This window comes from Thermocrispum agreste DSM 44070, assembly GCF_000427905.1.
GTDB lineage: Bacteria > Actinomycetota > Actinomycetes > Mycobacteriales > Pseudonocardiaceae > Thermocrispum > Thermocrispum agreste.
The window spans coordinates 361,302-384,953 of record NZ_KE386603.1 but is presented as its reverse complement, the minus strand read 5'-3'; the positions used below and the strand labels follow the sequence as shown (position 1 = coordinate 384,953).

Genomic DNA, 23,652 nt, shown 5'->3' with positions numbered 1-23,652 from the left:
CGGGCCTCCCGGTGCGGGAAGCCCGGCCTCACCTGCGACAGGAGAAGGATCCCGGCTCAGCGTCCGGTCCGGAACAACTCGGCCACTTCGCTGCCGGACAGCGCGCGGTCGAAGACCCGCACCTCGTCGATCGCGCCACGCCAGTGGTCGACCTGGTTGCCGCCGAACTTCGCCCGGCCGATCACCGTGTTGCCCTTGGCGTCGATGTCGGCGCACGAGGTCGCGGTGCCGACCAGTTGGCCGTCGACGTACAGCTTCAACTCGTCCGAGACGGTGTCACGGACGCCGACCAGGTGGTACCAGCGCCCGGCCTCCGGCTGCTCCCCGGCCAGCGCGCGCACCCCGACGAAACTGAACGCGAACCGGCGGTCCTCCCCGGAGTACTGCAGGAAGAAGGCGCTGTCCCGCTCGCCGTCCTGGCTGACCGCGGTCTGGAAGCCGTCCAGGCTGTCCAGCTTCACCCAGGCCGACACCGAGTAGTTGCCCGCAGTGTTCAGCAGCGCCCGGCCGGTGTCCACGTACGAGGCGCCGTCGAACTGCAGGCCGCTGCCTTCCTTGCCGGTGGTCCACGTCGGGCTGCCCACCAGCGTGGCGTCCGCCGGGTCGTCACCGCCCGCGCGGTCGGCCGTGGTCGTGCCCGAGCCCTCGCTGAACGGGTAGTAGTGGATGCCGGTCAGGCCGGGCGTGCCCGGCCCCGGCTGCTGGCCGGGGTCGCCGGTACCGTCCGCGCCGTCGATGATCTCCTTGTTGACCGCGCGCACCTGCGCGAAGTCCATCTTCTCCACCTGACGGTCGTAGGTGAAGAAGCCGTTCACCTCGTGTTCGACGTCGGTGATCTGCGTGTACACAGCACCGGAGATGCCGCACTGCTGCGCCGCGGCGAGCACGTCGCGCTGGTTCTCCACGTAGCGCCGGGTGAGCGTGGCCGAGTCCGGCGTCATCTCGTAGGCGTGCCCTTCGCCGAACCACATGTGGCCTTCCACCTCGAGCCCGAAGCCGCCGTGCTCGCCGTCGACGGCCACCCGGTTCGCCTCCGGGGCCACCCTGGCCGGGCCGACATAGGCGTGGTGGTCGATGATGTGGCCCCGCCCGGAGTCGCCCTTCGACCGGCAGCAGTTCACCCCGCTGTGCGCGTCGACCAGCCTGCTCGGGTCCTGTGCGGCGACCTCGTCGGCGATCCGCCCGGTCTCGGCCCGGTCCCATTCACCCCAGCCCTCGTTGAACGGCACCCACACGACCACCGAGGTCCACGCGTCGTGCTGGTCGATGATCCGGTGCAGCTGGCGTTCGAACTCCGCGCGCGCCTCGGGCGGCGGGAGCTGGTCGGTGTCCTTCATCGACGGCATGTCCTGCCATACCAGCAGGCCGAGCCGGTCGGCGTGGTAGAACCAGCGGTCCGGTTCGACCTTGATGTGCTTGCGCACCGTGTTGAAGCCGAGCTTCTTGTGCTGCACCAGGTCGAACGCCAGCGCCTCGTCGGTCGGCGCGGTGTAGATGCCGTCCGGCCAGTAGCCCTGGTCCAGCGTGGCCAGGTGGAACAGGATCTTGCCGTTGAGCGTCATGCGCAGCTTGCCGTCGGCGCCGCGCTTGGTTCCGATCTCCCGCATGCCGAAGTAGGAGCCGACCTCGTCGACCGTGCGCTTGCCGTCCAGCACCCGGATCTTCAGGTCGTACAGGAACGGCGAGTCCGGCGACCACAGCTTGGGGTCGGGCACCGGCAGCCGCAGCGGCTCGTTGGACGAACCGCGCACCTTGCCGACCTTCTTCTTGCCGTCGAAGGCGACAGCCTCCACGGTCGCCTTCGACGGCGTGTGCACGGTCAGCCGCAGGCTTTCGTCGGCCAGGTCCGGCGTCATGTCCAGCTCGGTGACGTGGTTGGCCGCCACCGGCTCCAGCCACACCGTCTGCCAGATGCCGGACGCACCGGTGTAGAAGATGCCGCGGTCGGGCACCCGGCGCTGCTTGCCGAGCGGCTGCCACGTGGCGTCCGCGCGGTCCTCCACCCCGACGATCAGCTCCTGCGGCCCGGACGTGGTCAGCGCGTCGGTGATGTCCACCGAGAACCGGTCGTAGCCACCGCGGTGGGTGGTGACCTTCTTGCCGTTGACCCACACCGTGGCGTCGTAGTCGACCGCGCCGAAGTTCAGCATCAGCCGCTGGCCTGCCCGGCCCACCCGCCACTTGGCGGGCACCTGGAACGTGCGGCGGTAGAACATCCGCTCCTCGCTGCGCTGGATGCCGGACAGCGCGGACTCCACCGGGAACGGCACGAGAATCCGCTCCTCGAGCGTCCGGCCGGTCGGCGGCTTGGACAAGTCGTCGGCCGCAGCGAATTCCCACACGCCGTTGAGGTTCTGCCAGTCCTTGCGCGTCAGCTGGGGGCGCGGGTACTCCGGCAGCGCGTTGTCCGGTCCGACCTGGTCGGTCCATGGCGTGGACAGCGGCGGGTCCTTCGGTTGCCACCCAGGATCGGCCCCGGCAGGCGTCACGGCCAACGCCGCCACGGTCACCGCCGCGCCGATCACCCCGAGAACTTTCCTTGCTCCAGCCACGGCCCGACCTCCTCGCGACACTGCGATCGAAATCGGTCGAATTCAGTCACGTTCGAACGAAAACTGTCAAGGACGGTCGGGGCGACCGGAGTCCTCGGTCCGGGCGGAACGGCCCTTCCGGGCAGAGTGCACTGCAGCGACGTGCACTTCGACCCCATGTTCGCGCAGCGCGTCGAGCTCGCCGGTCTCGGCCTTGTCGTCGGTGACCAGGTGCGTGATGTTCTCCGTGGCCACGGTCTGCAGCAGCGCGTCGGTGCCGACCTTGGTGTGGTCGGCCAGCACGACGACTTCCTCCGCCGCGGCCGCGATGGCCCGGTCGACCTCGGCGACCGCCAGGTTCGGCGTGGACAGCCCCCGCTCGGCGGTCAGCCCGTTGCCGGACAGGAAGGCCCGGGTGCCGCGCACCCGGCCGAGCGCTTCCTCGGTGGTGCTGCCCACCGTGGCGAAGATCGAGCCGCGCAGCAGCCCGCCGGTGAGCACGACGTCGACGCCGTTGGCCCCGGCCAGGCTCTCCGCGACCCGCAGCGAATTGGTCACCACGGTCAGTTCGGTGAACCGGGTCAGCCGGGCGGCGAACGCCCTGGTGGTGGTCCCGGCGCCCACCACGATCGCGTCGCCGTCGCTGACCAGCTCGGTGGCCAGCCGGGCGATGGCGGCTTTGGCGTCGGCGGCGACCAGGGCCTTCTCCGCGTACGGCTGCTCGTGCGCCAGACCGCCCGGCACGACCGCCCCGCCGTGCCTGCGGTCCAGCATGCCTTCCGCCTCGAGCGCCTTCAGGTCGCGCCGCACCGTGACGTCGGACGAGCCCACCTCACGGGCCAGCTCACGCAGCGAGATCGCTCCGTTGGAGCGCACCAGCTCGAGGATGCGTTGCCGTCGTTGTGCCGCGAACACGCACCGACAGTAACGCGGAACACCGGGGATGTGGGCTGTCGAGCACCTTGCTGCGGCCTGCGGGACCGCGGCGCAGCGGACCGCCCATCCCGGCCACGAAGGTGACCAATCGGACAGTGGTCTGTGTCACGATAGGGCCGTGACTGCACCGACGTACCCGAGCACGGTGGGCCGGATCCTGGAACGTACCGCCCGGCGCCTGCCGGACAAACTGGCCCTCACCTTCGCCGATCGCCACTGGACCTACGCCGAGCTGGATCGCGCGGTCAGCCGCGTCGCGGCCGGCCTGCGCGCGCAGGGGCTGTCACCCGGGGACCGGGTGATCGCCTTCGGCAAGAACTCCGACGCCTACTTGCTGTCCTACCTCGGCTGTGCCCGCGCCGGACTGGTGCACGTGCCGGTCAACTTCAACTCCAAGGGCGAAGAGCTGGCGTACTTGCTGACCCAGTCCGAGCCGTCGCTGGCCTTGGTGGACCCGGAGCTGGAGCCGCTGGTCGACGAGGTGGCCGACCAGATCGGATCGCTGCGCCGTGGTTCGCTGCGGGACAGCGACAACGAGATCGACGTGCTGCGCTGGGCGCTCGATCCCGAGGGCCCGGAGCACGAAGAGAGCGGCGTGGGCGACGAGGACCTGGTCCAGCTGCTGTACACCTCCGGTACGACGTCGCGACCGAAAGGCGCGATGCTCACCCATCGCGCCCTGGTGCACGAATACGCCTCGTGCATCGCCGCGCTCGACCTGCGCCAGGACGACGTGCCGCTGCATTCGATGCCGCTGTACCACTCGGCGCAGATGCACGTCTTCCTGATCCCCGGCCTGGCCGTCGGCGCCACCAACCACCTGGTGGCCGCGCCGAACCTGGACGAGATCCTGCAGCGGGTGCCGCAGGACGGGATCACGTCGCTGTTCTTCCCGCCGACGGTGTGGGTCGGGCTGGCCAACCACCCGGGCTTGGCCGACGCGAACCTGAGCAGCCTGCGCAAGGCCTACTACGGCGCGTCGATCATGCCGGTGCCGGTGCTGCAGAAACTCCAGCAGGCGCTGCCCGAGGTGGGCTTCTACAACTGCTTCGGCCAGTCCGAGATCGGCCCGCTGGCCACCGTGCTGCGCCCGGAGGAGCACGCCAAGCGGCCGGATTCGGTCGGCAGGCCGGTGCTGTTCGTCGAGGTCCGGGTGCTGGACGAGAACGGCAACGACGTCGAGCCGGGCGGCCGGGGCGAGGTCGTCTACCGGTCGCCGCAGCTGTGCCGGGGCTACTGGGGCAAGCCGGAGGAGACCGCGGAGGCGTTCACCCCCGACGGCTGGTTCCGCTCCGGTGACCTGGTCCGGATCGACGAAGAGGGCTATCTGTACGTGGTCGACCGGATCAAGGACGTGGTCAACACCGGTGGTGTGCTGGTGGCCTCGCGCGAAGTGGAGGAAGCGCTCTACGGCCACCCGGCGGTCGGCGAGGTGGCGGTGATCGGGCTGCCGCACGAGAAGTGGATCGAGGCCATCACCGCGGTGGTGGTGCCCAAGGCCGAGGTCACGCCCGACGAGCTGATCGCCTACGCCAAGGAGCACCTGGCGGCGCACAAGGTGCCGAAGCAGGTGTACCTGGTCGACGAGCTGCCCAAGAACCCGTCCGGCAAGCTGCTCAAGCGCGAGCTGCGGGCCCGCTACGGCGGCTCGCCGGACGCCGTCGGCTGACGCCGGCCTCCCACGCGCAGCTCAGGTGGCCGCGGCCGGGAGCGGAAAGGCCCAGGACGCCGGCGGGCCGGAAGCGGCAGGGCAGCGCGGCCACCTCGCTCCCAGCACCCGCTGCAGCACGCTGCGCTACCGCACACCGCGGGCCCGCGACAGGTCCATCGGAAGAAGTCGGCGTGAGCAGGTCGTCCTGGCACGGCGCCGTGGTACGAGCCGTGGGCTCGTCCCGGCGGCGTGCCGGGGACGGTCGGCCAGCCCGGCCACGACCAGGAAGTGCTGCGGCACCGCCCGCTCGAGAAGGCAGCAGTGCCACGACCGGAGGCGCCCCGAAGCGGTACGTTGACGCGGCGGCACTTTCCGCCGCGCCGGATCCGCCAGCCGTCCGCAGCGCGCCGCGTTACCGCTCCCGGGTCCACCGCGCCCCGGTCTGCGCCACTCCCCCGGTCCGCCTCACCACTTTCGGCCTGCGCACCACCCCCGGTCCGCCCCACCACTCCCGCCCTGCGCACCACCCCCGACGTGCGCACCACCCCCGGAGCACCCCGCCACTCCCGGCGTGCCCACCGCCACTTCCGAGTGCACACCGCTACCCCTCCGGGGCGCCCACGACCGGCGGCCGGCACGACAAAGCCCGCTCGCCGTGTGGCGGGCGGGCTTCGCTTCGCGCGCGATCAGGCCTGCTTGATCGCCGAGATCTCGAACTCCAGCGTCACCTTGTCGCTGACCAGCACGCCGCCGGTCTCCAGGGCGGCGTTCCAGGTGATGCCGAACTCCTTGCGGCTGATGGTGGTGCTGCCTTCGAAACCGATCCGCTGGTTGCCGAACGGGTCCAGGGCCGAACCCTCGAACGTCAGCGGAATGGTGACGGGCTTGGTGACGTCCTTGATCGTCAGGTCGCCGGTGACCTCGAAGGTGTCCTCGCCGGTCTGCTTGATCTCGGTGGACCGGAACGTGATCTCCGGGTACTTCTCGGTCTCCAGGAAGTCACCGCTGCGCAGATGCGCGTCACGATCGGCGTTGCGGGTGTCGATGCTGTCGGCCTTCATCGTCACCGACACGCTCGACTTGCTCGGGTCGCTGCCGTCGATCTGCGCGGTGCCGCTGAACTCGTTGAATGCACCGCGCACCTTGGTCACCATCGCGTGCCGGGCGACGAAGCCCAGCCGGGTGTGCGCCGGGTCCAGCTGATAGGTGCCGGTCAACGCGGCACGGTCGATCTGCGTGGCAGTCATCTACTCGGTTCCTCCAAATCGTTGATACATCATCTACCTTAGTCGATAATGGTGATACGTCAACTATCTGGGTAGACTGGATCGTGTGACAGCGGAGACCACAGCGGAGACACGGTGGCTGACGGCCGAGGAGCAGTGCATCTGGCGCACCTTCCTGGCCATGACCAAGCAGCTCAATTCGGCGTTGGCGCGGCAGATGCAGGCCGAGTCCGACCTGTCCATCGCCGACTTCGAGGTGCTGGTGGCGCTGACCGACACGCCGGACGGCACGGTCCGCTGTGCCGAGCTGGCCCGCTGCCTGGCCTGGGAGAAGAGCAGGCTGTCGCACCACATCACGCGGATGCAGAAGCGCGGCCTGGTCGACAAGCGGGCGTGCCCGACCGACGGCCGCGGCGCCCTGGTCGTCATCACCGACCGCGGCAGGCGGGCGATCGAGCAGGCGGCGCCGCGGCACGTCGAGACGGTGCGCCGGCTGGTGTTCGACAAGCTGACCGAGGACGAGCTCACGCAGCTGCGTACCATCTCCGCCCGCATCCTGGAGGGCTTGGACGGCGAACTGCCGGAGTGAGCCCGGTCAGTCGATGCGCTCGTAGGCAGGCAGCGTCAGGAAATCGACGAACTCGTCCGCGAGCGCGACCTGCTCGAACAGCTCCGCGGCCGGGCCAAGCAGCTCGGCGGGCACCTCGTCCGCCAGCTCGGCACGCACATCGGCGAGCACGTCCCGCACCAGCTTCGCGGTGACCTCGGTACCGTCCTCCAGCCGCACGCCGTTGTTCACCCACTGCCAGATCTGCGAGCGGGAGATCTCCGCCGTGGCGGCGTCCTCCATCAGGTTGTGGATGGCCGCCGCCCCGTTCCCGCCGAGCCACGAGGCGATGTAGCGCACACCGACGTCGACCGCGCCGCGCAGGCCTGCCGCGGTCGCCGCCCCCGGCGTCGACGCCACGTCGAGCAGCTGTTCGGCGGTGACCGCAACGTCCTCGCGTAGCCGGTCGAGCTGGTTCGGCCGGTCCCCCAGCACGCTGTCGAACACCTCCGCGCACACCGGAACCAGGTCGGGGTGCGCCACCCACGATCCGTCGAAGCCGTCGTTGGCCTCGCGCGTCTTGTCGTCGCGGACCTTTGCCAGCGCCCGCTCGGTGACCTCCGGATCCCGCCGGTTCGGGATGAACGCGGCCATGCCGCCGATCGCGTAGGCGCCGCGCTTGTGGCAGGTGCGCACCAGCAGCTCGGTGTAGGCACGCATGAACGGCGCCGTCATGGTCACCGCATTGCGGTCCGGCAGCACGAACTTCTCCCCCGCGTCCCGGAAGTACTTGATCACGCTGAACAGGTAGTCCCAGCGGCCCGCGTTCAGCCCGGAGGCGTGTTCGCGCAGCTCGTAGAGGATCTCCTCCATCTCGAACGCCGCCGGGATGGTTTCGATCAGCACCGTGGCGCGCACCGTGCCGTGCGGGATGCCGAGCTCACGCTGGGCGAACGTGAACACGTCGTTCCACAGCCGCGCCTCCAGATGCGACTCCATCTTCGGCAGGTAGTAGAACGGCCCCTCGCCGCGTTCGGCCAGGTGGACGGCGTTGTGGAAGAAGTGCAGGCCGAAGTCGACCAGCGCGCCGGCCGCCGGCTTGCCGTCGACGAGCAGGTGCCGCTCCGGCAGGTGCCAGCCACGCGGGCGCACCACCACCGTCGGCAGCTCGGCGTCGGTGCGCAGCTCGTATCGCTTCTGCGGCGTCTCCAGCGAGATCGTCCTGCGGGCCGCGTCGTATAGGTTGACCTGCCCGCTGACCACATTGCGCCAGTGCGGCGTGTTGGCGTCCTCCAGGTCCGCCAGCCACACCTTGGCCCCGGAGTTCAAGGCGTTGATGGTCATCTTGCGCTCGGTGGGGCCGGTGATCTCCACCCGGCGGTCGCGCAGCGCCTCGGGCGCCTCCGCCACCCGCCATTCGCCGTCGCGCACGTCGGCCGTGGACGGCAGGAAGTCCAGTCGCCCGGTGCGGGACGCCTCCAGCCGTCGCTGCACCCGAGCGGCCAGCAGCTCGTCGCGCCGCTTGGCGAACTGCTCGTGCAAATGGCCGACGAATCCCAGCGCTTCCTCGGTGAGGATCTCCTCGCCACGCTCGACCGGTGGTCCCACAACCTGAATCTCCGCCATGGCCTCCACTCCACCCCAGTTCGGCGGTGCAAGCAAGCGCCGGAAGACCCCGCATCCACCCGGCCGTCCGTGCGCTGCGGCGATCGGCTCCGCGTGTCCGGCGGACGTTCTCCGCAAGCCGGGCACCAAGAAGGGCGCAGTCGATCGGCTCCGCGTGTCCGGCGGGCGTTCGCCAGCACGGCCGTCGTGCCACCGGCAACCCGACGCGCGTCCTCGCGGCGCGCGGCATTGCCGAAATCACAGCGCAGAACAGGTCCCAGGTGTTGTCGCGCGGTCCGTCACTTGGCAGGGTGACACCGTTCTTTTCGCGGAGGTGGGCATGGCGGTGAACGACCAGAAGACCAGGACGTCCGAGGGCGGGCTGCTGGACCGCTATTTCCGGCTGTCCGAGCACGGCACCACGGTGGGGCGCGAACTGCTCGCCGGCCTGACCACCTTCCTGGCGATGGGGTACATCCTGTTCGTCAACCCGCAGATCCTGGGCGAGGCGGGCATGGACCGGGAGGCGGTGTTCGTCGCCACCGGGCTGGCGGCGGCGCTGAGCACGCTGGTGATGGGCCTGTGGGCGCGCTACCCGATCGCCCTGGCGCCGGGCATGGGCGTCAACGCCTTCTTCGCGTTCACCGTCGTGCAAGGCTTCGGCATCCCCTGGCAGACCGCGCTGGCCGGGACGCTGGTCAGCGGGTTCCTGATCTTCGTGCTGGTGCTGACCGGGCTGCGCGAAGCGATCATCAACGCCATCCCGATGCCGCTCAAGCTGGCCACCGGCGCGGGGATCGGCGCATTCATCGCCTTCATCGGGCTGCGCAACGCCGAGATCGTGGTGGCGGACGAGTCGACGTTCGTCGCCCTGGGCGACCTGGGCAAGCCGAGCACCGTGCTCGCCCTGTTCGGCCTGGTGGCCACCGCCGCCCTGCTGGTCAAGGGCGTGCGCGGAGCGGTGTTCTACGGCATGCTGCTCACCGGCGCGGTGGGCGTGATCTTCGGCGTGATCGAGCCGCCGTCCGGCATCGTGTCCGGCGTGCCCAGCCTGGCGCCGACCTTCGGCCAGGCGGTCACCAGCCTGCCCGACCTGTTCGTCGGCCAGATGCTGGTGGCCATCGCCACCATGATGTTCGTCGACTTCTTCGACACCTCCGGGACGCTGATCGCCATCGCCAACCAGGCGGGCTTGCTGCGGGACGGCAAGCTGCCGCGTGCGCGGGCTGCGTTCGTGTCGGACTCGGTCGCTGCGATGGGCGGCGCGGTCCTGGGCACCTCCACCACCACCGCCTACGTCGAATCGTCCGCGGGCGTGGCCGCGGGCGGCCGGACCGGGCTGACCTCGGTGGCCACCGCGGTGCTGTTCCTGCTCGCGTTGTTCTTCTCCCCGCTGCTGGGTGTCGTCACGCCTGCGGTGACCGCCCCGGCTTTGATCGTCGTCGGGGTGCTGATGGCGCGCGGGCTCGGCGAGGTCGACTGGACCAGGATCGAGTTCGCCATTCCGGTCTTCCTCGCCGTCATCACCATGCCGCTGACCTACTCGGTGGCCACCGGCATCGCCGTCGGTCTGTTCTTCTACCCGCTGACGATGGTCGCGCGCGGACGCTGGCGGGAGGTGCACCCCGTCGGCTACGTGCTGTTCGCCGTGGTCGTGGCGTTCTTCATCTGGCTTGCCTGAGCGGTGGGTGAGCACGGGCCACAATGAGCTTCATGTCTTCGGGTGATCACCACGCATCGTCCAGTGGCGACCGCGTGCTGGCCGTCGGTCCGTTGCCGCCGTGGCTGCAGGCGGTGGTCGACAAGCACGACCCGCTGGTGCTCCCCGGCGGAGCAGAACGCGAGGCGTTTCTCGCCGAGCACGCCGCCTCCGTGCACGTGGCTGTGACGACGTCGTTCACCGGCGTCGGCAGCGAGCTGATGGCGGCGCTGCCGAACCTGCGCGCAGTGATCAACTTCGGCACCGGCTGCGACTCCACCGACCTCGCCCAAGCCGAGCGCCGCGGCATCGGAGTCAGCAACACACCAGACGTGCTGACCGACTGCGTCGCCGACACGGCGGTGGCGCTGCTGCTCGACGCGCTGCGCGGCTTCGCCGCGGCGGACCGGTACGTACGGCAAGGCCGCTGGGAGACCGAGGGCCCGTTCCGCCTCACCCGCAAGGTCGGCGGGACCCGCGTCGGCATCCTCGGCCTGGGCCGGATCGGCCGCGCGGTCGCGGCGCGGCTGGAGCCGTTCGGCTGCCGGATCGCCTACCACAACCGGCGCCGCGTCGCCGACGTCGGCTACCCGTACTACGACTCTCCTGTTGCGCTGGCCGAGGCGGTGGACGTGCTGGTCGTGGCGGTCACGGGAGGCCCGGAAACCGCACGACTGGTCGACCGTTCGGTGCTCACCGCGCTCGGCCCCGACGGCTACCTGGTCAACGTCTCCCGCGGGAGCGTCATCGACGAGGAAGCACTGGTCGAGTTGCTGGCCACCGGCGGGCTGGCCGGCGCCGGGCTGGACGTCTACACCAACGAGCCCCATGTGCCGGAGCGCCTGCGCGAGCTGGACAACGTCATGCTGCTGCCGCACGTCGGCAGTGGGACGGTGGAGACCCGCAAGGCGATGTCCGACATCGCCGCAGCCAACCTCGAACAGTTCCTGAAGGACGGCACGCTGCTCAACCCGGTGGTCGAGCCCGCAGAGACGAACTGATCCGGGGCGGCGGCCGACACCGGATGTGCCGGTCTCCGCCCGGACCGGTCAGGGCGGCCGCCGGTGAGCCGAACCGGTCAGGGCGGTCACCGGTGAGCCGAACCGGTCCTGCGCCGCCCCGGGGTGGCCCGACCGTCATCCGGAACGGATCCGCGCCCGACAGGCCCCTCCGGATGGAGCCGGCCGGGATGCTCACCCGGCCAGGATGCGCACCTCACCATCGGGAAGCCGCCGCCACCAGTGGTGGTAACGCTGGAACATGGCGGGCTCCCGGTCACCGAGCAGCTGCATCAGCCGCTCGGCCTCGGCAGCCAGCCCTCGCCACGCCGACCTGGTCAACGGCCGGAAAGCGGTCGCCTCCACCGTTCCGTCCAGCACGCGCCAGACGCCCGCGACCTTGCCATCCACCAGCAGGGTCGGCAGCACGTCGCCGTTGACCCGGGTCACCACCTGGCGAAACTCCGGCGGGATCACCCGGCTGCGGTCGGCGTAGGCCAGCAGGAGGTTGTCCCACATCGGCAGCAGCCGCGGGGGCGCCGGCTCGTCCGGCGCGGGAATCCGCCCGCCGGGCACGTCGTACAGCACGACACCGTCCGGCCCGCGCAGGGTCACCAGCCGGTCCCCGAGCGCCCGCACGGCGTCCTTGACCCGGCTGCGCTGCACCAGGGCGAACTGCGCGATGTCGGCGACGCTTGCCGGGCCGAACGCGGCCAGATATCGGGGAACGACCTCCCGCAGGGCTGCCGCACACTGCTCCGCGGTCGCCCGCACCGGGCCTGCCGTGTCGGCCGCGGCGCGGTAGGCCGGACGCTGACCGAACGACCAGCCTCCTCCGGTCGGCTCGTGCACCAGCGGCGCGATCGCGCGCAGCGCCCGCCACACCCGCGAATGCCCTTCGCCGTCCAGCTGTTCGGCGAGCCATTTCTGCAGCTCCGTGCTCGTTCGCGGGCTCGACGCGAACTCCAGCAGCGCAGGCACCAACGCGTCCGTTTCCGCAGGGTCGCGCCCCGTCTCGAAGTACCGCTTGTCGAATGCGGCGCCCCGCAGGGTGGGCAGCGCCGCCACACGCAGCGTGGCATGGTCGTCTCGGTGCGCGGCGTGCAACGTGATGCGCACCAGCGTGGCTTTCACCAGCGTGCGCTGCTGGAACGCCCGGTCGACGGCCGCCGGGTCGAAGTCGCTGAGCCTGCTCGCCAATCCCACGTACACCGACTCCGGCTGCTGCGCCTGCACCGCGACCATCCGGCGCACGGCTTCCTCGACCGCGAGCGGCACGCGCTCGAGCAGGACCTGGCGGCTCAGCGAAGCGCGGGTCAGCTGTTCCGCCGAGACCTCGGCGGTGTCTTCGGCGGCGACGGTGTCGGACATGGGGCCGAGGGTACGGCCCACCCCCGACACGGTGGACGAAAAATTCCCACACGCTGGACGACGAACCGGGTACCGAGCACGCTATGGCAGAGCTTCCTTGTGCCGGATCACCCCGGCACCGCGAGCTACCCGGTCGAGCGCCGGCCCACCAGGCCGCGCCCGAGACGTCCGAGGAGAGAGAAGGATGAGACGTCGAAGCTTCCTGGCCGGAGCCGCTGGTGCGGCAGCCACCCCGCTCGTCACCAGTGCGAGCGCGGCGACCGCTGCCCCGGCGGGCCCACCAGGCCGCCCCCAGCACCGGGTGCTGCCCGGTGCCGACGTGCTGGCCGCCGAGGATTGGGCGGACCTGCGTGGCCAGAAGGTCGGGGTGATCACCAATCCGACCGGTGTCACCGGGACGCTGACCAGCATCGTCGACCAGATGCACGACTCGGGTTCGATCGACGTGGTGGCCGTGTTCGGCCCGGAACACGGATTCCGCGGCACCGGCCAGGCAGGTGACGGCGAGGGCGACCACGTCGACCCACGCACCGGGATCATGGTCTACGACGCCTACGGCGCCTCCGCGGCGAAGTTCACCGAGCTGTACCGCAAGTCCGGGGTGGAGACCGTGGTGTTCGACATCCAGGACGTGGGAGCGCGCTTCTACACCTACATTTGGCTGATGTACGAGGCGATGGCCGGCGCGGTCGGGTCGGACATCCGGTTCGTGGTGCTGGACCGCCCCAATCCGATCGGCGGAGACGTCCGCGGGCCGATGCTGCGCGAGGGCTTCCAGTCCGGGGTCGGCAAGCAGCCGATCCTCCAGCAGCACGGCATGACGGTCGGCGAGCTCGCCCGATTCTTCGACGCCGAGCTGCTGCCGGACACCGCCGGTGGCCGCCTCGGCAGGCTCGACGTGGTCCGCGTCCGCGGGTGGCGGCGCAGCATGCGATACGCCGACACCGGGTTGCCGTGGATCCTGCCCAGCCCGAACATGCCGACGCCGGACACCGCGCTGCTGTACCCGGGAACGTGCCTGTTCGAGGCGACCAACCTGTCCGAGGGCCGCGGCACGACCCGGCCGTTCGAGCTGATCGGCGCACCGTACGCGGACTACCGCTGGGCGCACGAGCTGGACCGGCTCGGGCTGCCCGGCGTCCGGTTCCGCGAGGCCTATTTCGCGCCGACGTTCAGCAAGTACGCCGGTGAGGTGTGCGCGGGTGTCCAGGTGCACATCGTCGACCCCAGGCGGGTCGAGGCGATCGCGGTGGCCACGCACATGATCGTCACTGCGAAGCGGCTCTACGATGCCTTCGACTGGCGAGCTGGCGACACCCCGCACGGGCGGTGGATCGACCTGCTCACCGGGTCGGACCGGTTCCGCACCATGGTCGACGGCGGAGCCACTGCGGAGGAGATCATCGCGGCCTGGCGCGACGAGCAAGCGGAGTTCGATCGTCGGCGCCGGCCCTATCTGCTGTACCGGGGATGACACGATGCGCAAGACACTCGCGCTGATGGTGGTGGCGGCGATGGCCTTGGGCGTGACGACGGCGCAAGCCGGGCCCGCCCCTGGGAACGCCGGCCGATACGACAGACCACTTCCGGGCTTCTCGCCCGCACACACCACGCTCACCGAAGCGCCACCGGAGGCCGTCGGGCTGGATCCGGAGCCGATCGAGAAGGCACTGGCCGCGGTCCGGGCCGCCACCGAAGCGCCCGGCGGCGAACTCCCGCTGCTGCCCGGCGCGGTGACGGTGCTCGGCCACCAGGGAAGGATCGTCGCCAAGGAGGCCACCGGCTGGGCGCTGCGTTACGCCGACGGCGAGGGCACCGAGCTGCCGGCGGACGAGCGGCTGCCGATGCGCACGGACACGATCTTCGACATGGCGTCGGTGTCCAAGCTGTTCACCTCGATCGTGGTGATGCAGCTGGTGGAGGCGGGCAAGGTCGAGCTGGACGCCCCGGTGGCCCGTTACGTGCCGGAGTTCGCCGAGAACGGCAAGGAAGCCGTGACCGTCCGGCAACTGCTGACCCACACCTCCGGCCTGCCCGCGTGGCTGCCGCTGTGGTCGCAGTACCCGGACGTCCCGTCCCGGCTGCGGGCCGCGCTGACCGCCGAGCCGGTCGCCGAGCCGGGCACCGCCTACGAGTACTCGGATCTGAACCTGATCGCGCTCGGCGTGCTGGCCGAGCGGGTCAGCGGCAAGCCGCTGGACGACCTGGTCGCCGACGGCATCACCGGCCCGCTCGGCATGCGCGACACCGGCTACAACCCGAGTCCCACGCTGCGCGACCGGATCGCCGCCACCGAGTACCAGTCGACGCCGCCGCGCGGCATGGTGCACGGCGAGGTCCACGACGAGAACGCCTGGTCGCTGGGCGGTGTCGCGGGACACGCCGGCATCTTCTCCACCGCCGGGGACATGGCGGTGCTGGCCCAGGCGCTGCTCAACGGGGGCAGCTACGGCGGCAAGCGGATCCTGTCCCGGCGCAGCGTGGAGCTGATGATCACCAACTTCACGCCGGAGTTCCCCGGCGACGACCACGGCCTCGGCTTCGAGCTGAACCAGCGCTGGTACATGTCCGGGCTGGCCAGCCCGCGCACCGCGGGCCACACCGGCTTCACCGGGACCTCGCTGGTGATCGACTTCCCGTCGCGCTCGTTCGCCATCCTGCTGACCAACCGGGTCCACCCGACCCGCACCAGGGGCAGCATCAACCAGGTCCGGCGCGACGTCGCACAAGGGCTGGCGGAGGCGCTGGCCGTGCGTCCCCGGCACGGCCGCGACGCGTGGTTCTCCGGTGTCGCTCCCGACACCACGGCCACGTTGGACGCACCGGTGACCGTCCCGGCCACCGGTGCCCGACTGGGTTTCGACCTGTTCATCGACCTGGAATCCACCGAGTCGCTGTTCCTGGAGACGTCCACCGACTCGGGCCGGACGTGGTCGCCCGTGCCGTTCACGGTGTACGACCGGGGCACGGCCACGCACACTGACGGGTCGTACACCGACAGCGGCAAGCGCCGGTGGATGCGAGTCCGCGCCCAGCTCGAGGGCGGCGACCGGATCGTTCGCTGGCGGTCGGTGACCGATGCGACGGAGGCGGGCCGAGGCGTCTTCGTGGACGGGATCCGGGTGACCGCCGGGCCGAAGGTCCTGCTCGACGCGGAGCGCCACCCCGAAGTGCTCACCGCGGACGGCTGGCGGGCCGTCGAGCGCTGATCCCGGCGGGTCTCGCGCCACGAGACGGCAGACCGCCGGGCGCTGACACGCGCCCGCCATGTGATCCGGCGGCAGGTCGTCGAGCAACGACACATCACCCGCCGGTCCAGCCAGGTCCGCCGGCACCGCAGCCGCACGTCGGCCCGGTGGGGGCCAGGTGGAGCTCAAGGGCACAATCGTGAACGTGCCGCACACGCCTGGCCTCGCCGCAGCGTGCTGCTTCGCGGTGTCGGCACGACGTGCTACCTCGTTGTGCGCGAGCGCACGTGACGCGCCCACGCAACGGCCGACACCCACTCGCGCACCAGCCCGCGCACACGACCCGCACCCAGGTCGCTGCCACGCGCACACAAACGACCGACACCCAGGTCGCCGCCACGCGCACGCAAACGGCCGACATCCACGTTGCCGCACGAGCCCACGCAACGACCGGCATCCACGTCGCGCACCAGCCCGCGCAATCGACCCGCACCCACGGACGCATCGCCCCATCTCGCTCGTGGCGCTCGTGCCCACGACAGGCCTGGCCACCCGCCCCGACCAGGCACTCCACCACACCAGAGACAGATTTGTCTCGCCATTGGACAAACCTGTCTGTCTCTGGAACGCTGGACCGCGCGGTTGAGTACCCAGCCGCCACGCGACACGCAACTGCACCCGAGAAGGCGGCAGGTGGAGGAACCGCGCATGAACTCCACGACGACAGCACCACCCCGCGTGCGCGCCCGGCATCCCGGGCGGCGGGAAGGCGAGTACGACCGGTTCGACCCGCTGTTCGAGCGGCTGACCACGCTGGCAGCAGGATCGGCGGAGCACACCCGGCTGCGGGAGCGCCTGATCGCCGAGCACTTGCCCGTGGCACGACACATCGCCCGCCGGTTCTCCGGCCGCGGGGAGCCGGAAAGCGACCTGGTGCAGGTCGCCACGATCGGCTTGATCAACGCGGTGGACCGCTACGACCCGCACTACGGGCGCGGATTCCTGCCGTTCGCGGTGCCCACCATCAAGGGCGAGGTCCAGCGCCATTTCCGTGACGCCACCTGGGCGATGCGGGTGCCGCGCCGGATGAAGGAACTGCACCTGCAGCTGGTCCGGGCGAGCGGCGACCTGGCCGACCGGCTGGGTCGCTCGCCGCGCCCCAGCGAGCTGGCCGAGCACCTGGGCATCAGCCGCGACGAGGTGCTGGACGGCTTGGCGGCCGCGGCCGCCTACCGACCCGCCTCGCTGGACCGGCCGCTGCGCAAGGACGACGACACTTCCGACGGCTACGGCGAACAGCTCGGCGAGACCGACGACGCGCTCGACATCGTGGACGACGCGGAATATCTCCGGCCCGCGCTGCGCAAGCTGCCCGAACGGGAGCGTCGGATCATCGCACTGCGGTTCTTCCGGCACATGACCCAGAGCCAGATCGCTCGCGCCGTCGGCATCTCCCAGATGCACGTCTCCCGGCTGCTGGCCCGGTCACTGGCCGCGTTGCGGCACGAGCTCGGCGGCCGGCCCGGCGGCTGACCCCGCTCCGAGCCGAAACGGCCGACCACGACCGAAATCGAGCGAAACCGACACTGGCCGCGAAGGGCTCCGACGGAGCACACTAGCGGACCATGAACAAGCTGGCCGACGAAGCGGAACGCCTCAGCCTCGACGAATTGCGGGCGCTGCAACTGCGGCGGCTGCAGTGGACCCTGCAGCACGCCTACGACAACGTGCCGTTCTACCGGAAGTCGTTCGACGCCACCGGAGTCCACCCCAAGGACTGCCGATCGCTGGAGGACCTGCGCCACTTCCCGTTCACCACCAAGCAGGACCTGCGGGAGAACTACCCGTTCGGCATGTTCGCCGTGCCGCAGGACCAGCTCGCCCGCGTGCACGCCTCCAGCGGAACCACGGGCAAGCCGACGGTGGTCGGATACACCAAGCGCGACATCGACACGTGGGCGGAGGTCGTCGCCCGGTCGATCCGGGCCGCGGGCGGCAGGCCCGGCGACAAGGTGCACGTCGCCTACGGCTACGGCCTGTTCACCGGCGGCCTCGGCGCGCACTACGGCGCCGAGCGGCTGGGCTGCCTGGTCATCCCGGCTTCCGGCGGGATGACCGCGCGGCAGGTGCAGCTGATCACCGACCTGCGGCCGGACGTGATCATGGTGACCCCCTCCTACATGCTCACGCTGCTGGAGGAGTTCGAGCGGCAAGGCATCGACCCGAGGACCAGCTCGTTGCGGGTGGGCATCTTCGGCGCCGAGCCGTGGACCGAGCAGATGCGCGCCGAGATCGAGAACCGCGCTGGACTGGACGCGGTGGACATCTACGGCCTGTCCGAGGTGATCGGCCCCGGCGTGTCCCAGGAGTGCGTGGAGACCAAGGACGGCCTGCACATCTGGGAGGACCACTTCTATCCCGAGATCATCGATCCGGTCACCGAGGAGGTGCTGCCCGACGGCGAGCACGGCGAGCTGGTCTTCACGTCGCTGACCAAGGAAGCCATGCCGCTGATCCGGTACCGCACCAGGGACTTGACCCGGCTGCTGCCGGGCACGGCCCGTCCCGCGATGCGCCGCATGGAGAAGGTCACCGGCCGCAGCGACGACATGATCATCGTGCGCGGCGTGAACGTCTTCCCCACCCAGATCGAGGAGATCATCCTGGGCATCGACGAGCTGGCCCCGCAGTTCCAGCTGGTCCTGACCAGCAAGAACCACCTGGACGAGCTCACCGTGAGGGTGGAGAGCAGGCCGGACGTGCCTGTCGGCAGGCGGGACGCGGCGGCCGAGACGCTGCGCACCCGGATCAAGGAGTCCGTCGGTGTGACGGTCCAGGCCGAGGTGATCGACCCGGACACGCTGGAACGGTCGATCGGCAAGGCGCGGCGGGTGGTGGACAAGCGCGACCGGTCGTGACGTGGCCCCTGCGGCCGGCCACCGGCTCGCACACCGGGCCTAGGACGCCCGCACGATCTGCAGGGCCTCGTTGAGTCCGGTCAAGCGCCGCGCGACGGCTTCGGTCGGGGCGACCACCACCACTCGCTCCCCGGCGCCGTCCGCGGCGTGTGCCACGGCCTGCAGCGCCTCGGTGATCCCGCCGTCAACCGACTCCAGCTCGGCCAGATCGACCACGAGCGGGACGACACCGCCGCAGGTGGCGGCCAGCAGCTGCCTGCGCAGGTGCGTGGCGGCCACCGGGTGCGCCGAACCGTGCAGCCGGGCCACCGTGGTCTGGCCGACAGTGCGGACGTCCAACCGGTGACGCTCGGCGTCCGGCTCCACCGTGTCGGTGATCTCGGGGACGTGCTGCGCGGAAGCGCGCAGGGTCACCGTCGTGCCGTGCGTGCCGCGGTCGATCCGTACGTCGTCCATGGACTCCTGCATGATCAGCACGCCACGGCCGCCGGGGCCCGCGCCCGGGCGGGCAGGCTTCCACGTGCCCTCGTCCGAGACCGTCACCACGACCGACCGGCCGTCGGCTTCCGCACGCAGCCGCACCGGCCCCGGTTCGGTGTCCCGGTAGGCGTGCACGATGGCGTTGGTCGCCGCCTCGTTGGCGGCCAGCACCACCCGGTCGGCCAGTTCCTCGGGGATGCCCCGGTCGGCCAGCCACCCGTTGAGCCGATTCCGTAGCTCGCCCAACCGCCTCGGATCGGCCACGACCCGGACGTCCAACGGGTCGCGCTGCGCTGTGACCATGGGCGGGGGCTCCAGTCAATGGGTCGTCGGACACGGCGATTGTAGAGGTCGATGAGACGTTTCCCAGCCGGCGAGAGTTTCAAACTCGCGCCCCGCATGACGCCTGGCCGGGACGTCGCCTTGAGCGGTGCGGCGAACCACGGCTAGTGTCGGGTTTCGGCAACCCTGGAGGTGGCATGAGCAAGCCCGAGCCGAACGCCGACGCCGACGTGGCCCGGCTGGTGTCCATCGCGCCGGCGGACAGCGGCCGCGACGGCGTCGTCGTCCTCACCGTGTCCGGCGAGCTCGACATGCTCAGCACGGACGCCCTCACCGAGCGGCTCGACGAGGCGCTGCAGCCACCGGCCGAGGCGGTCGTGCTGGACCTGACCGATGTACGTTTCCTCGGCTCCGCGGCACTGTCCGCCCTGCTGAAGAGCGCGGAAGAAGCCAAGGCCAACGGCATCCGGCTGATCCTGGTCGCCAGCAAGCACGCCACCCTGCGCCCGTTCGAGGTCACCGGGATCAGCGACAGCTTCACCATCCGCCCGACGGTGGACGACGCACTGGCCCTGCTCGATTGACCGATCCAGGCAAGGCGGTGGCGAGTTCAGGCGTCCGCCAGCGCCGCGTCCACCGAGTCGTAGCGCGGCAAGTCGAGATCGGCTCCGCTCAGCCTGAGCGAGCGCAGGACCGCGTTCCCCTTGACCACCACCGCGAACCGGGTGCGCTCTCCGACCGTGTCCCTGGCGGCGACCAGCGCGGAGACGCCTGCCGACGCAAAGAAGCGCACGCCCTGCAGGTCCACCACCACCACGCTGGGCTGGTCGCGCAACGCGTCGTCGAGCCCGGCGGTGAGCCGGTCCGCGGTGCTCATGTCGATCTCGCCGGTCACCCGCAGCACCGCGGCGGAATCCCGCCGGTCGACGCGCACGGTGACATCGCCCGCCGAGGACGCAGGCCCTGGCGTGGACGAGGAAACCGACATGGTAGCCCTTTCCGAACATCGAGCACCGACCCGGCAATCGCGTCGGCCGTCACGGTCAGCCTACGGACGGGGACCGGGCCGAGGCAATCAACCAGCCGCACCAGGGTGATGGCCCGCTTCGGTTGCTTCCGGCGGACACGGGGTACATCGTGGTGAACACGTCCGGCTCATCCGCAGGGTGGCTTGCGCGAGAGCCATGCGCGAGGGAAAGGAACCTGGTGGACGGAGCAGACCATCACGCACCGGCGATCGCCGCCCGCGACGACGTCGAGATCCGCTTGGGCGCCGAAGCGGTGCACCTGCCGGTGGTGCGCGCCGTGGCGGTCACCATCGCCATGCGCGCCGACCTCGATCTCGACGCCATTTCGGATCTGGAGCTCGCGGTCGACGAGGCCTGCTCGTCGCTCATCGTGCTCGCCCGCCCGGATTCGCTGCTGATCTGCCGGTTCACCGTGCGCGACGAGGAGATCGTGTTCCGCGCATCGGTCGCCTCCGACCGGGAGCCACCCAGCACGCAGACGTTCGGCTGGCGGGTGCTGACCACCCTGACGGACCGGGCCCGCGGCTGGGCGCGCGCGGGCCAGGTGCACATCGAGCTGGCCAAGGCCAAGCCGGTGTCCGCGCCGGAGGGCCGGGCCGAGGAGATTCATTGATCACGCATCGGGGTGTCCGCACCACGCCCGGCGACGGCACGGGCGGGCAGGCGCGACCGCCGACGAGGCCCGGTCGGCTGTGAACCACCCGACGCCTCCGGACCCGATTCCGCGGCCCGATCCCGATCCGGTCCCGCCGTTGCCGGAGCCGGACCCGGTGCCACCCGGCCCCGAGCCGCAACCGGAACCACCGATCCCCGATCCGCAGCCGCCGCTGCCGGAGCCGGATCCGCATCCCGAGCCACCCCGGCCGGATCCCGCACCGCGGCCACCGGGCCCCGGTCCGCGGCCACCCCTGCCGCATCGCGAACCACCGCCCACCCCTAGGCCGCAACCGCCAGCCAAGCCCGAGCCACCCGCACGCCCGGAACCACCGCCGCACCGGCCGCAGCCACCGGCGCTCCCGAACCACTCCGCCCCCGGCGCACCTCACGGTCGCTGACCGGCCGGCCGGGAACGCCGCTTCGGGGCGCGGCCGGCACACACCCACCCGATGCCGAGCCACCAGGTACCGAATCCGGTTTCGGGCAACCCGTCGGCCACCTGCCGCGGCCAGCCCCAGCACCGGTGCCGGACCCCATGCCGCCCACCTCGTAGCAGCCGCATTGGCCAACCCCAGCACCGGTGCCCCACGCGAGCCGCCACCTCGGATCAGCGGCTTTGGCCAACCCCTGCACACCACAGCCAGGGACCTCGGTCCGCGACTCCTAGACCGAGTCCGTGCGGCCCACCCGCACCGACACACGTGCGCCAACCACCCAGCGGACCGGCTCCGCACCGACGGCAAGGGGCAGCCCCGGCCTCCCTCGCGCACGACGAGCGAGTGCCGGGGCCGCCGCATGTCACGCTGACCCGTGCCGTCCGGCGTCAGCCCACCGGTGGCATGTCGGTTTCCGGCGAGTCCAGCCCTGGCCGGGACTTCTTCCACTGGCCACGGGTGAAGTCCGGCACCTTCACCGGGCGCCCGCCGCGCTGCAACGACATCACGCTCAGCGGCACCGGCGAGCACCACACCGCCGAGTCGTACACGTCGATGTCCGGCACCAGGCCCGCGCGCATCTGCTGCACGATCCGCCACTGCAGCACGTAGTCCATGCCGCCGTGGCCGCCGGGGTTGTCCGGGTTGTCTCCGACCTTCTTCCACAGCCAGTGGTCGAACCGGTCGCGGTAGCTGTCGAAGCTGCGCCAGGTGTGGCCGCTGTGGTCCGGCTCGAAGTAGGCGCGGGCGTTGGAGTTGCCGCCGCCCACGTAGTCCTCCACGATGCCGCGACTGCCCGCCAGCGAGTTGATCCTGCTGTACGGGCGGGGCGAGCTGACGTCGTGCTCGGCCCGCACGATCCGGCCCTGCTCGGTCTCCAGCAGGCAGGTCACCAGGTCGCCGTTGACGTAGGTCTCCTCCCAGATCGGGTCGTCCTTCGGGATGAACCGCTCCCGGTAGTCGTACAGCCCCTTCGGCTCGGTCGACGTGGCGCGCAGCGTGGTGAACCGGTCGCCGCGGTTGATGTCCATGCACGCCGCGATCGGGGCCAGGCCGTGCATCGGGTACAGGCTGCCGATGCTGCGCATGTGCCACTTCCGCCGCCAGGCGTCGGTGTAGTAGGTCGGGGAGAACAGCAGCTCGCGCAGGTCGTGCAGGTAGCCGCCGTGACCGTTGGTGATGTCCCCGAACAGGCCTTCGTGCGCCATGCGCAGCATCGCCATCTCGTTGCGCCCGTAGCAGCAGTTCTCCATCAGGAACAAGTGCTTGCGGGTCCGCTCGCTGGTGTCCACCAGGCTCCACAGCTCGTGCAGCTCGGTGGCGATGGGCAGCTCGACCCCGACGTGCTTGCCCGCCAACAGCGCCGCCCGGCCGTGCTCGTAGTGGAACTCCCACGGCGTCGCCACGTAGACAAAGTCCACGTCGCTGCTGGCCACCAGCTTCTTGTAGGACTCGGCGGAGCCGCCGAACTCCATCGGCCGGTCCTTGCCCAGCTCGACCAGGCGATCGGCCGCCCGCTTGGCCCGATCGGCCCGGATGTCGCACACCGCGGTGACCTGCGCGCCCGGCACCGCAGCCCATCCGGGCAGCATTCCCATCCCGCGGTTGCCGAGCCCGATGAGGCCGATGCGGACCACGTCGTGCTCTTCGAACGGCACCCCGATCATCGACTTCTGCCCCGGTTTGCGGGCCGGGACGACTTCGTCGGCACGGTCCGCGGCGGCCGCGGTACCGGAGCTGGTGGCGGCGAGCAGGCCGCCGGCCAGTGCTCCGCCGAGCACGGAACGACGTGAAGTGGTTGGCAGATCAGGCAGGTCAGGCATGGTGTCGCCACTCCTTGGTTCGCCAGCTCAGGACACGTAGCTCACAGCCGGGCCCGACTGTCCACCCAGAACGCCAGAAATGTCAATAGTTGCACGAAAAGGCGCGTAAATACGCAAAAATACGCATTTCGATTGATCATTTGGCGCACGCTGCGCAATCACCGATTGCATGGCGTAATCGCGCGCTGACGCTTGGCGGACATAGCCGGACCGCGTTGCACCTGCCTCTTCCGCTCGGCCGTACAGTGCGACATATTTGGCGAGGTTCAACGACCTTC

18 protein-coding genes are annotated in these 23,652 nt (G+C 70.6%); 10 read left to right on the top strand and 8 right to left on the bottom strand.

Translation table 11 applies throughout. The annotated features are described in order from the left end of the window. Positions 1-56: 56 nt before the first annotated feature. Both YWY_RS0111865 and YWY_RS21675 read right to left on the bottom strand, forming a co-directional pair. Positions 57-2,552, bottom strand: a complete 2,496-nt coding sequence (locus YWY_RS0111865; protein ID WP_051310178.1) for a LamG-like jellyroll fold domain-containing protein — start codon at positions 2,550-2,552, stop codon at positions 57-59. Positions 2,553-2,618: 66 nt separating this feature from the next. Further along, the gene (locus YWY_RS21675) at positions 2,619-3,446 is read right to left on the bottom strand and encodes a DeoR/GlpR family DNA-binding transcription regulator (RefSeq protein WP_084609207.1); all 828 of its coding nucleotides are present in this window, start codon (positions 3,444-3,446) and stop codon (positions 2,619-2,621) included. Between the two features lie 139 nt (positions 3,447-3,585). Between YWY_RS21675 and YWY_RS0111855 the strand changes: the two genes are divergently transcribed. Continuing rightward, positions 3,586-5,136 carry a fatty acyl-CoA synthetase gene (locus YWY_RS0111855; protein ID WP_028847778.1) on the top strand — a complete coding sequence of 517 codons (1,551 nt, stop codon included), beginning with the start codon at positions 3,586-3,588 and terminating at the stop codon, positions 5,134-5,136. A gap of 668 nt (positions 5,137-5,804) precedes the next feature. Here the strand turns inward: YWY_RS0111855 and YWY_RS0111845 are convergent. Next, positions 5,805-6,365 (bottom strand): YceI family protein, encoded by a 561-nt coding sequence (locus tag YWY_RS0111845; protein ID WP_028847777.1) that lies wholly within the window; start codon positions 6,363-6,365, stop codon positions 5,805-5,807. A gap of 160 nt (positions 6,366-6,525) precedes the next feature. On the opposite strand from YWY_RS0111845, the gene YWY_RS0111840 reads away from it, so the two are divergent. Next, positions 6,526-6,933 carry a MarR family winged helix-turn-helix transcriptional regulator gene (locus YWY_RS0111840; RefSeq protein WP_051310257.1) on the top strand — a complete coding sequence of 136 codons (408 nt, stop codon included), beginning with the start codon at positions 6,526-6,528 and terminating at the stop codon, positions 6,931-6,933. Between the two features lie 6 nt (positions 6,934-6,939). Here the strand turns inward: YWY_RS0111840 and aceB are convergent, their stop codons facing one another. Further along, positions 6,940-8,517: a malate synthase A gene (gene aceB / locus YWY_RS0111835; protein WP_028847775.1), complete on the bottom strand. Its 1,578-nt coding sequence runs from the start codon at positions 8,515-8,517 to the stop codon at positions 6,940-6,942. A gap of 319 nt (positions 8,518-8,836) precedes the next feature. On the opposite strand from aceB, the gene YWY_RS0111830 reads away from it, so the two are divergent. Together YWY_RS0111830 and YWY_RS0111825 are read left to right on the top strand one after the other, a co-directional pair. Beyond that, positions 8,837-10,177 (top strand): NCS2 family permease, encoded by a 1,341-nt coding sequence (locus tag YWY_RS0111830; protein ID WP_051310177.1) that lies wholly within the window; start codon positions 8,837-8,839, stop codon positions 10,175-10,177. Between the two features lie 32 nt (positions 10,178-10,209). Continuing rightward, a complete protein-coding gene (locus tag YWY_RS0111825; protein ID WP_156899213.1) occupies positions 10,210-11,196 on the top strand; it encodes a 2-hydroxyacid dehydrogenase in 987 nt (328 codons plus the stop codon). A 192-nt stretch (positions 11,197-11,388) separates the two neighbouring features. On the opposite strand, the gene YWY_RS0111820 is transcribed toward YWY_RS0111825, so the two are convergent. Further along, a complete protein-coding gene (locus YWY_RS0111820; RefSeq protein WP_038045035.1) occupies positions 11,389-12,564 on the bottom strand; it encodes a winged helix DNA-binding domain-containing protein in 1,176 nt (391 codons plus the stop codon). Between the two features lie 184 nt (positions 12,565-12,748). Here YWY_RS0111820 and YWY_RS0111815 point away from each other — a divergent pair, with 184 nt between their 5' ends. From YWY_RS0111815 to paaK, 4 genes are all read left to right on the top strand, one after another. Further along, positions 12,749-14,038: an exo-beta-N-acetylmuramidase NamZ family protein gene (locus YWY_RS0111815; RefSeq protein WP_028847771.1), complete on the top strand. Its 1,290-nt coding sequence runs from the start codon at positions 12,749-12,751 to the stop codon at positions 14,036-14,038. Positions 14,039-14,042: 4 nt separating this feature from the next. After that, positions 14,043-15,773, top strand: coding sequence for a serine hydrolase domain-containing protein (locus YWY_RS0111810; RefSeq protein ID WP_028847770.1), 1,731 nt, complete (start codon positions 14,043-14,045; stop codon positions 15,771-15,773). A 687-nt stretch (positions 15,774-16,460) separates the two neighbouring features. After that, a complete protein-coding gene (locus tag YWY_RS0111805; protein ID WP_051310256.1) occupies positions 16,461-17,285 on the top strand; it encodes a SigB/SigF/SigG family RNA polymerase sigma factor in 825 nt (274 codons plus the stop codon). Positions 17,286-17,377: 92 nt separating this feature from the next. Next, complete coding sequence (paaK, locus tag YWY_RS0111800; RefSeq protein ID WP_028847768.1) at positions 17,378-18,670, top strand: phenylacetate--CoA ligase PaaK; 1,293 nt, start codon at positions 17,378-17,380, stop codon at positions 18,668-18,670. A gap of 39 nt (positions 18,671-18,709) precedes the next feature. Here the strand turns inward: paaK and YWY_RS23300 are convergent, their stop codons facing one another. Beyond that, positions 18,710-19,453 (bottom strand): ATP-binding protein, encoded by a 744-nt coding sequence (locus tag YWY_RS23300; RefSeq protein WP_051310176.1) that lies wholly within the window; start codon positions 19,451-19,453, stop codon positions 18,710-18,712. A 176-nt stretch (positions 19,454-19,629) separates the two neighbouring features. Here YWY_RS23300 and YWY_RS0111790 point away from each other — a divergent pair, with 176 nt between their 5' ends. After that, entirely contained in the window at positions 19,630-20,016 is a 387-nt protein-coding gene (locus YWY_RS0111790) for an STAS domain-containing protein (RefSeq protein WP_051310175.1), read from the top strand. A gap of 26 nt (positions 20,017-20,042) precedes the next feature. Here YWY_RS0111790 and YWY_RS21665 read toward each other — a convergent pair whose 3' ends face one another. After that, positions 20,043-20,420 (bottom strand): STAS domain-containing protein, encoded by a 378-nt coding sequence (locus YWY_RS21665; RefSeq protein ID WP_084609205.1) that lies wholly within the window; start codon positions 20,418-20,420, stop codon positions 20,043-20,045. A gap of 218 nt (positions 20,421-20,638) precedes the next feature. Between YWY_RS21665 and YWY_RS21660 the strand changes: the two genes are divergently transcribed. Beyond that, the gene (locus YWY_RS21660; RefSeq protein WP_051310174.1) at positions 20,639-21,073 is read left to right on the top strand and encodes an ATP-binding protein; all 435 of its coding nucleotides are present in this window, start codon (positions 20,639-20,641) and stop codon (positions 21,071-21,073) included. Positions 21,074-21,940: 867 nt separating this feature from the next. Here YWY_RS21660 and YWY_RS0111775 read toward each other — a convergent pair. Next, positions 21,941-23,374: a Gfo/Idh/MocA family protein gene (locus YWY_RS0111775; RefSeq protein WP_156899212.1), complete on the bottom strand. Its 1,434-nt coding sequence runs from the start codon at positions 23,372-23,374 to the stop codon at positions 21,941-21,943. Positions 23,375-23,652 lie beyond the last annotated feature (278 nt).

What these genes read in the sequence shown, in the direction of transcription:
- YWY_RS0111845 (WP_028847777.1), bottom strand. Translation starts at nt 6,365, where the DNA reads ATGACTGCCACGCAGATCGACCGTGCCGCGTTGACCGGCACCTATCAG.
- YWY_RS0111840 (WP_051310257.1), top strand. Translation starts at nt 6,526, where the DNA reads ATGACCAAGCAGCTCAATTCGGCGTTGGCGCGGCAGATGCAGGCCGAG.
- aceB (WP_028847775.1), bottom strand. Translation starts at nt 8,517, where the DNA reads ATGGCGGAGATTCAGGTTGTGGGACCACCGGTCGAGCGTGGCGAGGAG.
- YWY_RS0111830 (WP_051310177.1), top strand. Translation starts at nt 8,837, where the DNA reads ATGGCGGTGAACGACCAGAAGACCAGGACGTCCGAGGGCGGGCTGCTG.
- YWY_RS0111825 (WP_156899213.1), top strand. Translation starts at nt 10,210, where the DNA reads ATGTCTTCGGGTGATCACCACGCATCGTCCAGTGGCGACCGCGTGCTG.
- YWY_RS0111820 (WP_038045035.1), bottom strand. Translation starts at nt 12,564, where the DNA reads ATGTCCGACACCGTCGCCGCCGAAGACACCGCCGAGGTCTCGGCGGAA.
- YWY_RS0111815 (WP_028847771.1), top strand. Translation starts at nt 12,749, where the DNA reads ATGAGACGTCGAAGCTTCCTGGCCGGAGCCGCTGGTGCGGCAGCCACC.
- YWY_RS0111810 (WP_028847770.1), top strand. Translation starts at nt 14,043, where the DNA reads ATGCGCAAGACACTCGCGCTGATGGTGGTGGCGGCGATGGCCTTGGGC.
- YWY_RS0111805 (WP_051310256.1), top strand. Translation starts at nt 16,461, where the DNA reads ATGAACTCCACGACGACAGCACCACCCCGCGTGCGCGCCCGGCATCCC.
- paaK (WP_028847768.1), top strand. Translation starts at nt 17,378, where the DNA reads ATGAACAAGCTGGCCGACGAAGCGGAACGCCTCAGCCTCGACGAATTG.
- YWY_RS23300 (WP_051310176.1), bottom strand. Translation starts at nt 19,453, where the DNA reads ATGGTCACAGCGCAGCGCGACCCGTTGGACGTCCGGGTCGTGGCCGAT.
- YWY_RS0111790 (WP_051310175.1), top strand. Translation starts at nt 19,630, where the DNA reads ATGAGCAAGCCCGAGCCGAACGCCGACGCCGACGTGGCCCGGCTGGTG.
- YWY_RS21665 (WP_084609205.1), bottom strand. Translation starts at nt 20,420, where the DNA reads ATGTCGGTTTCCTCGTCCACGCCAGGGCCTGCGTCCTCGGCGGGCGAT.
- YWY_RS0111775 (WP_156899212.1), bottom strand. Translation starts at nt 23,374, where the DNA reads ATGCCTGACCTGCCTGATCTGCCAACCACTTCACGTCGTTCCGTGCTC.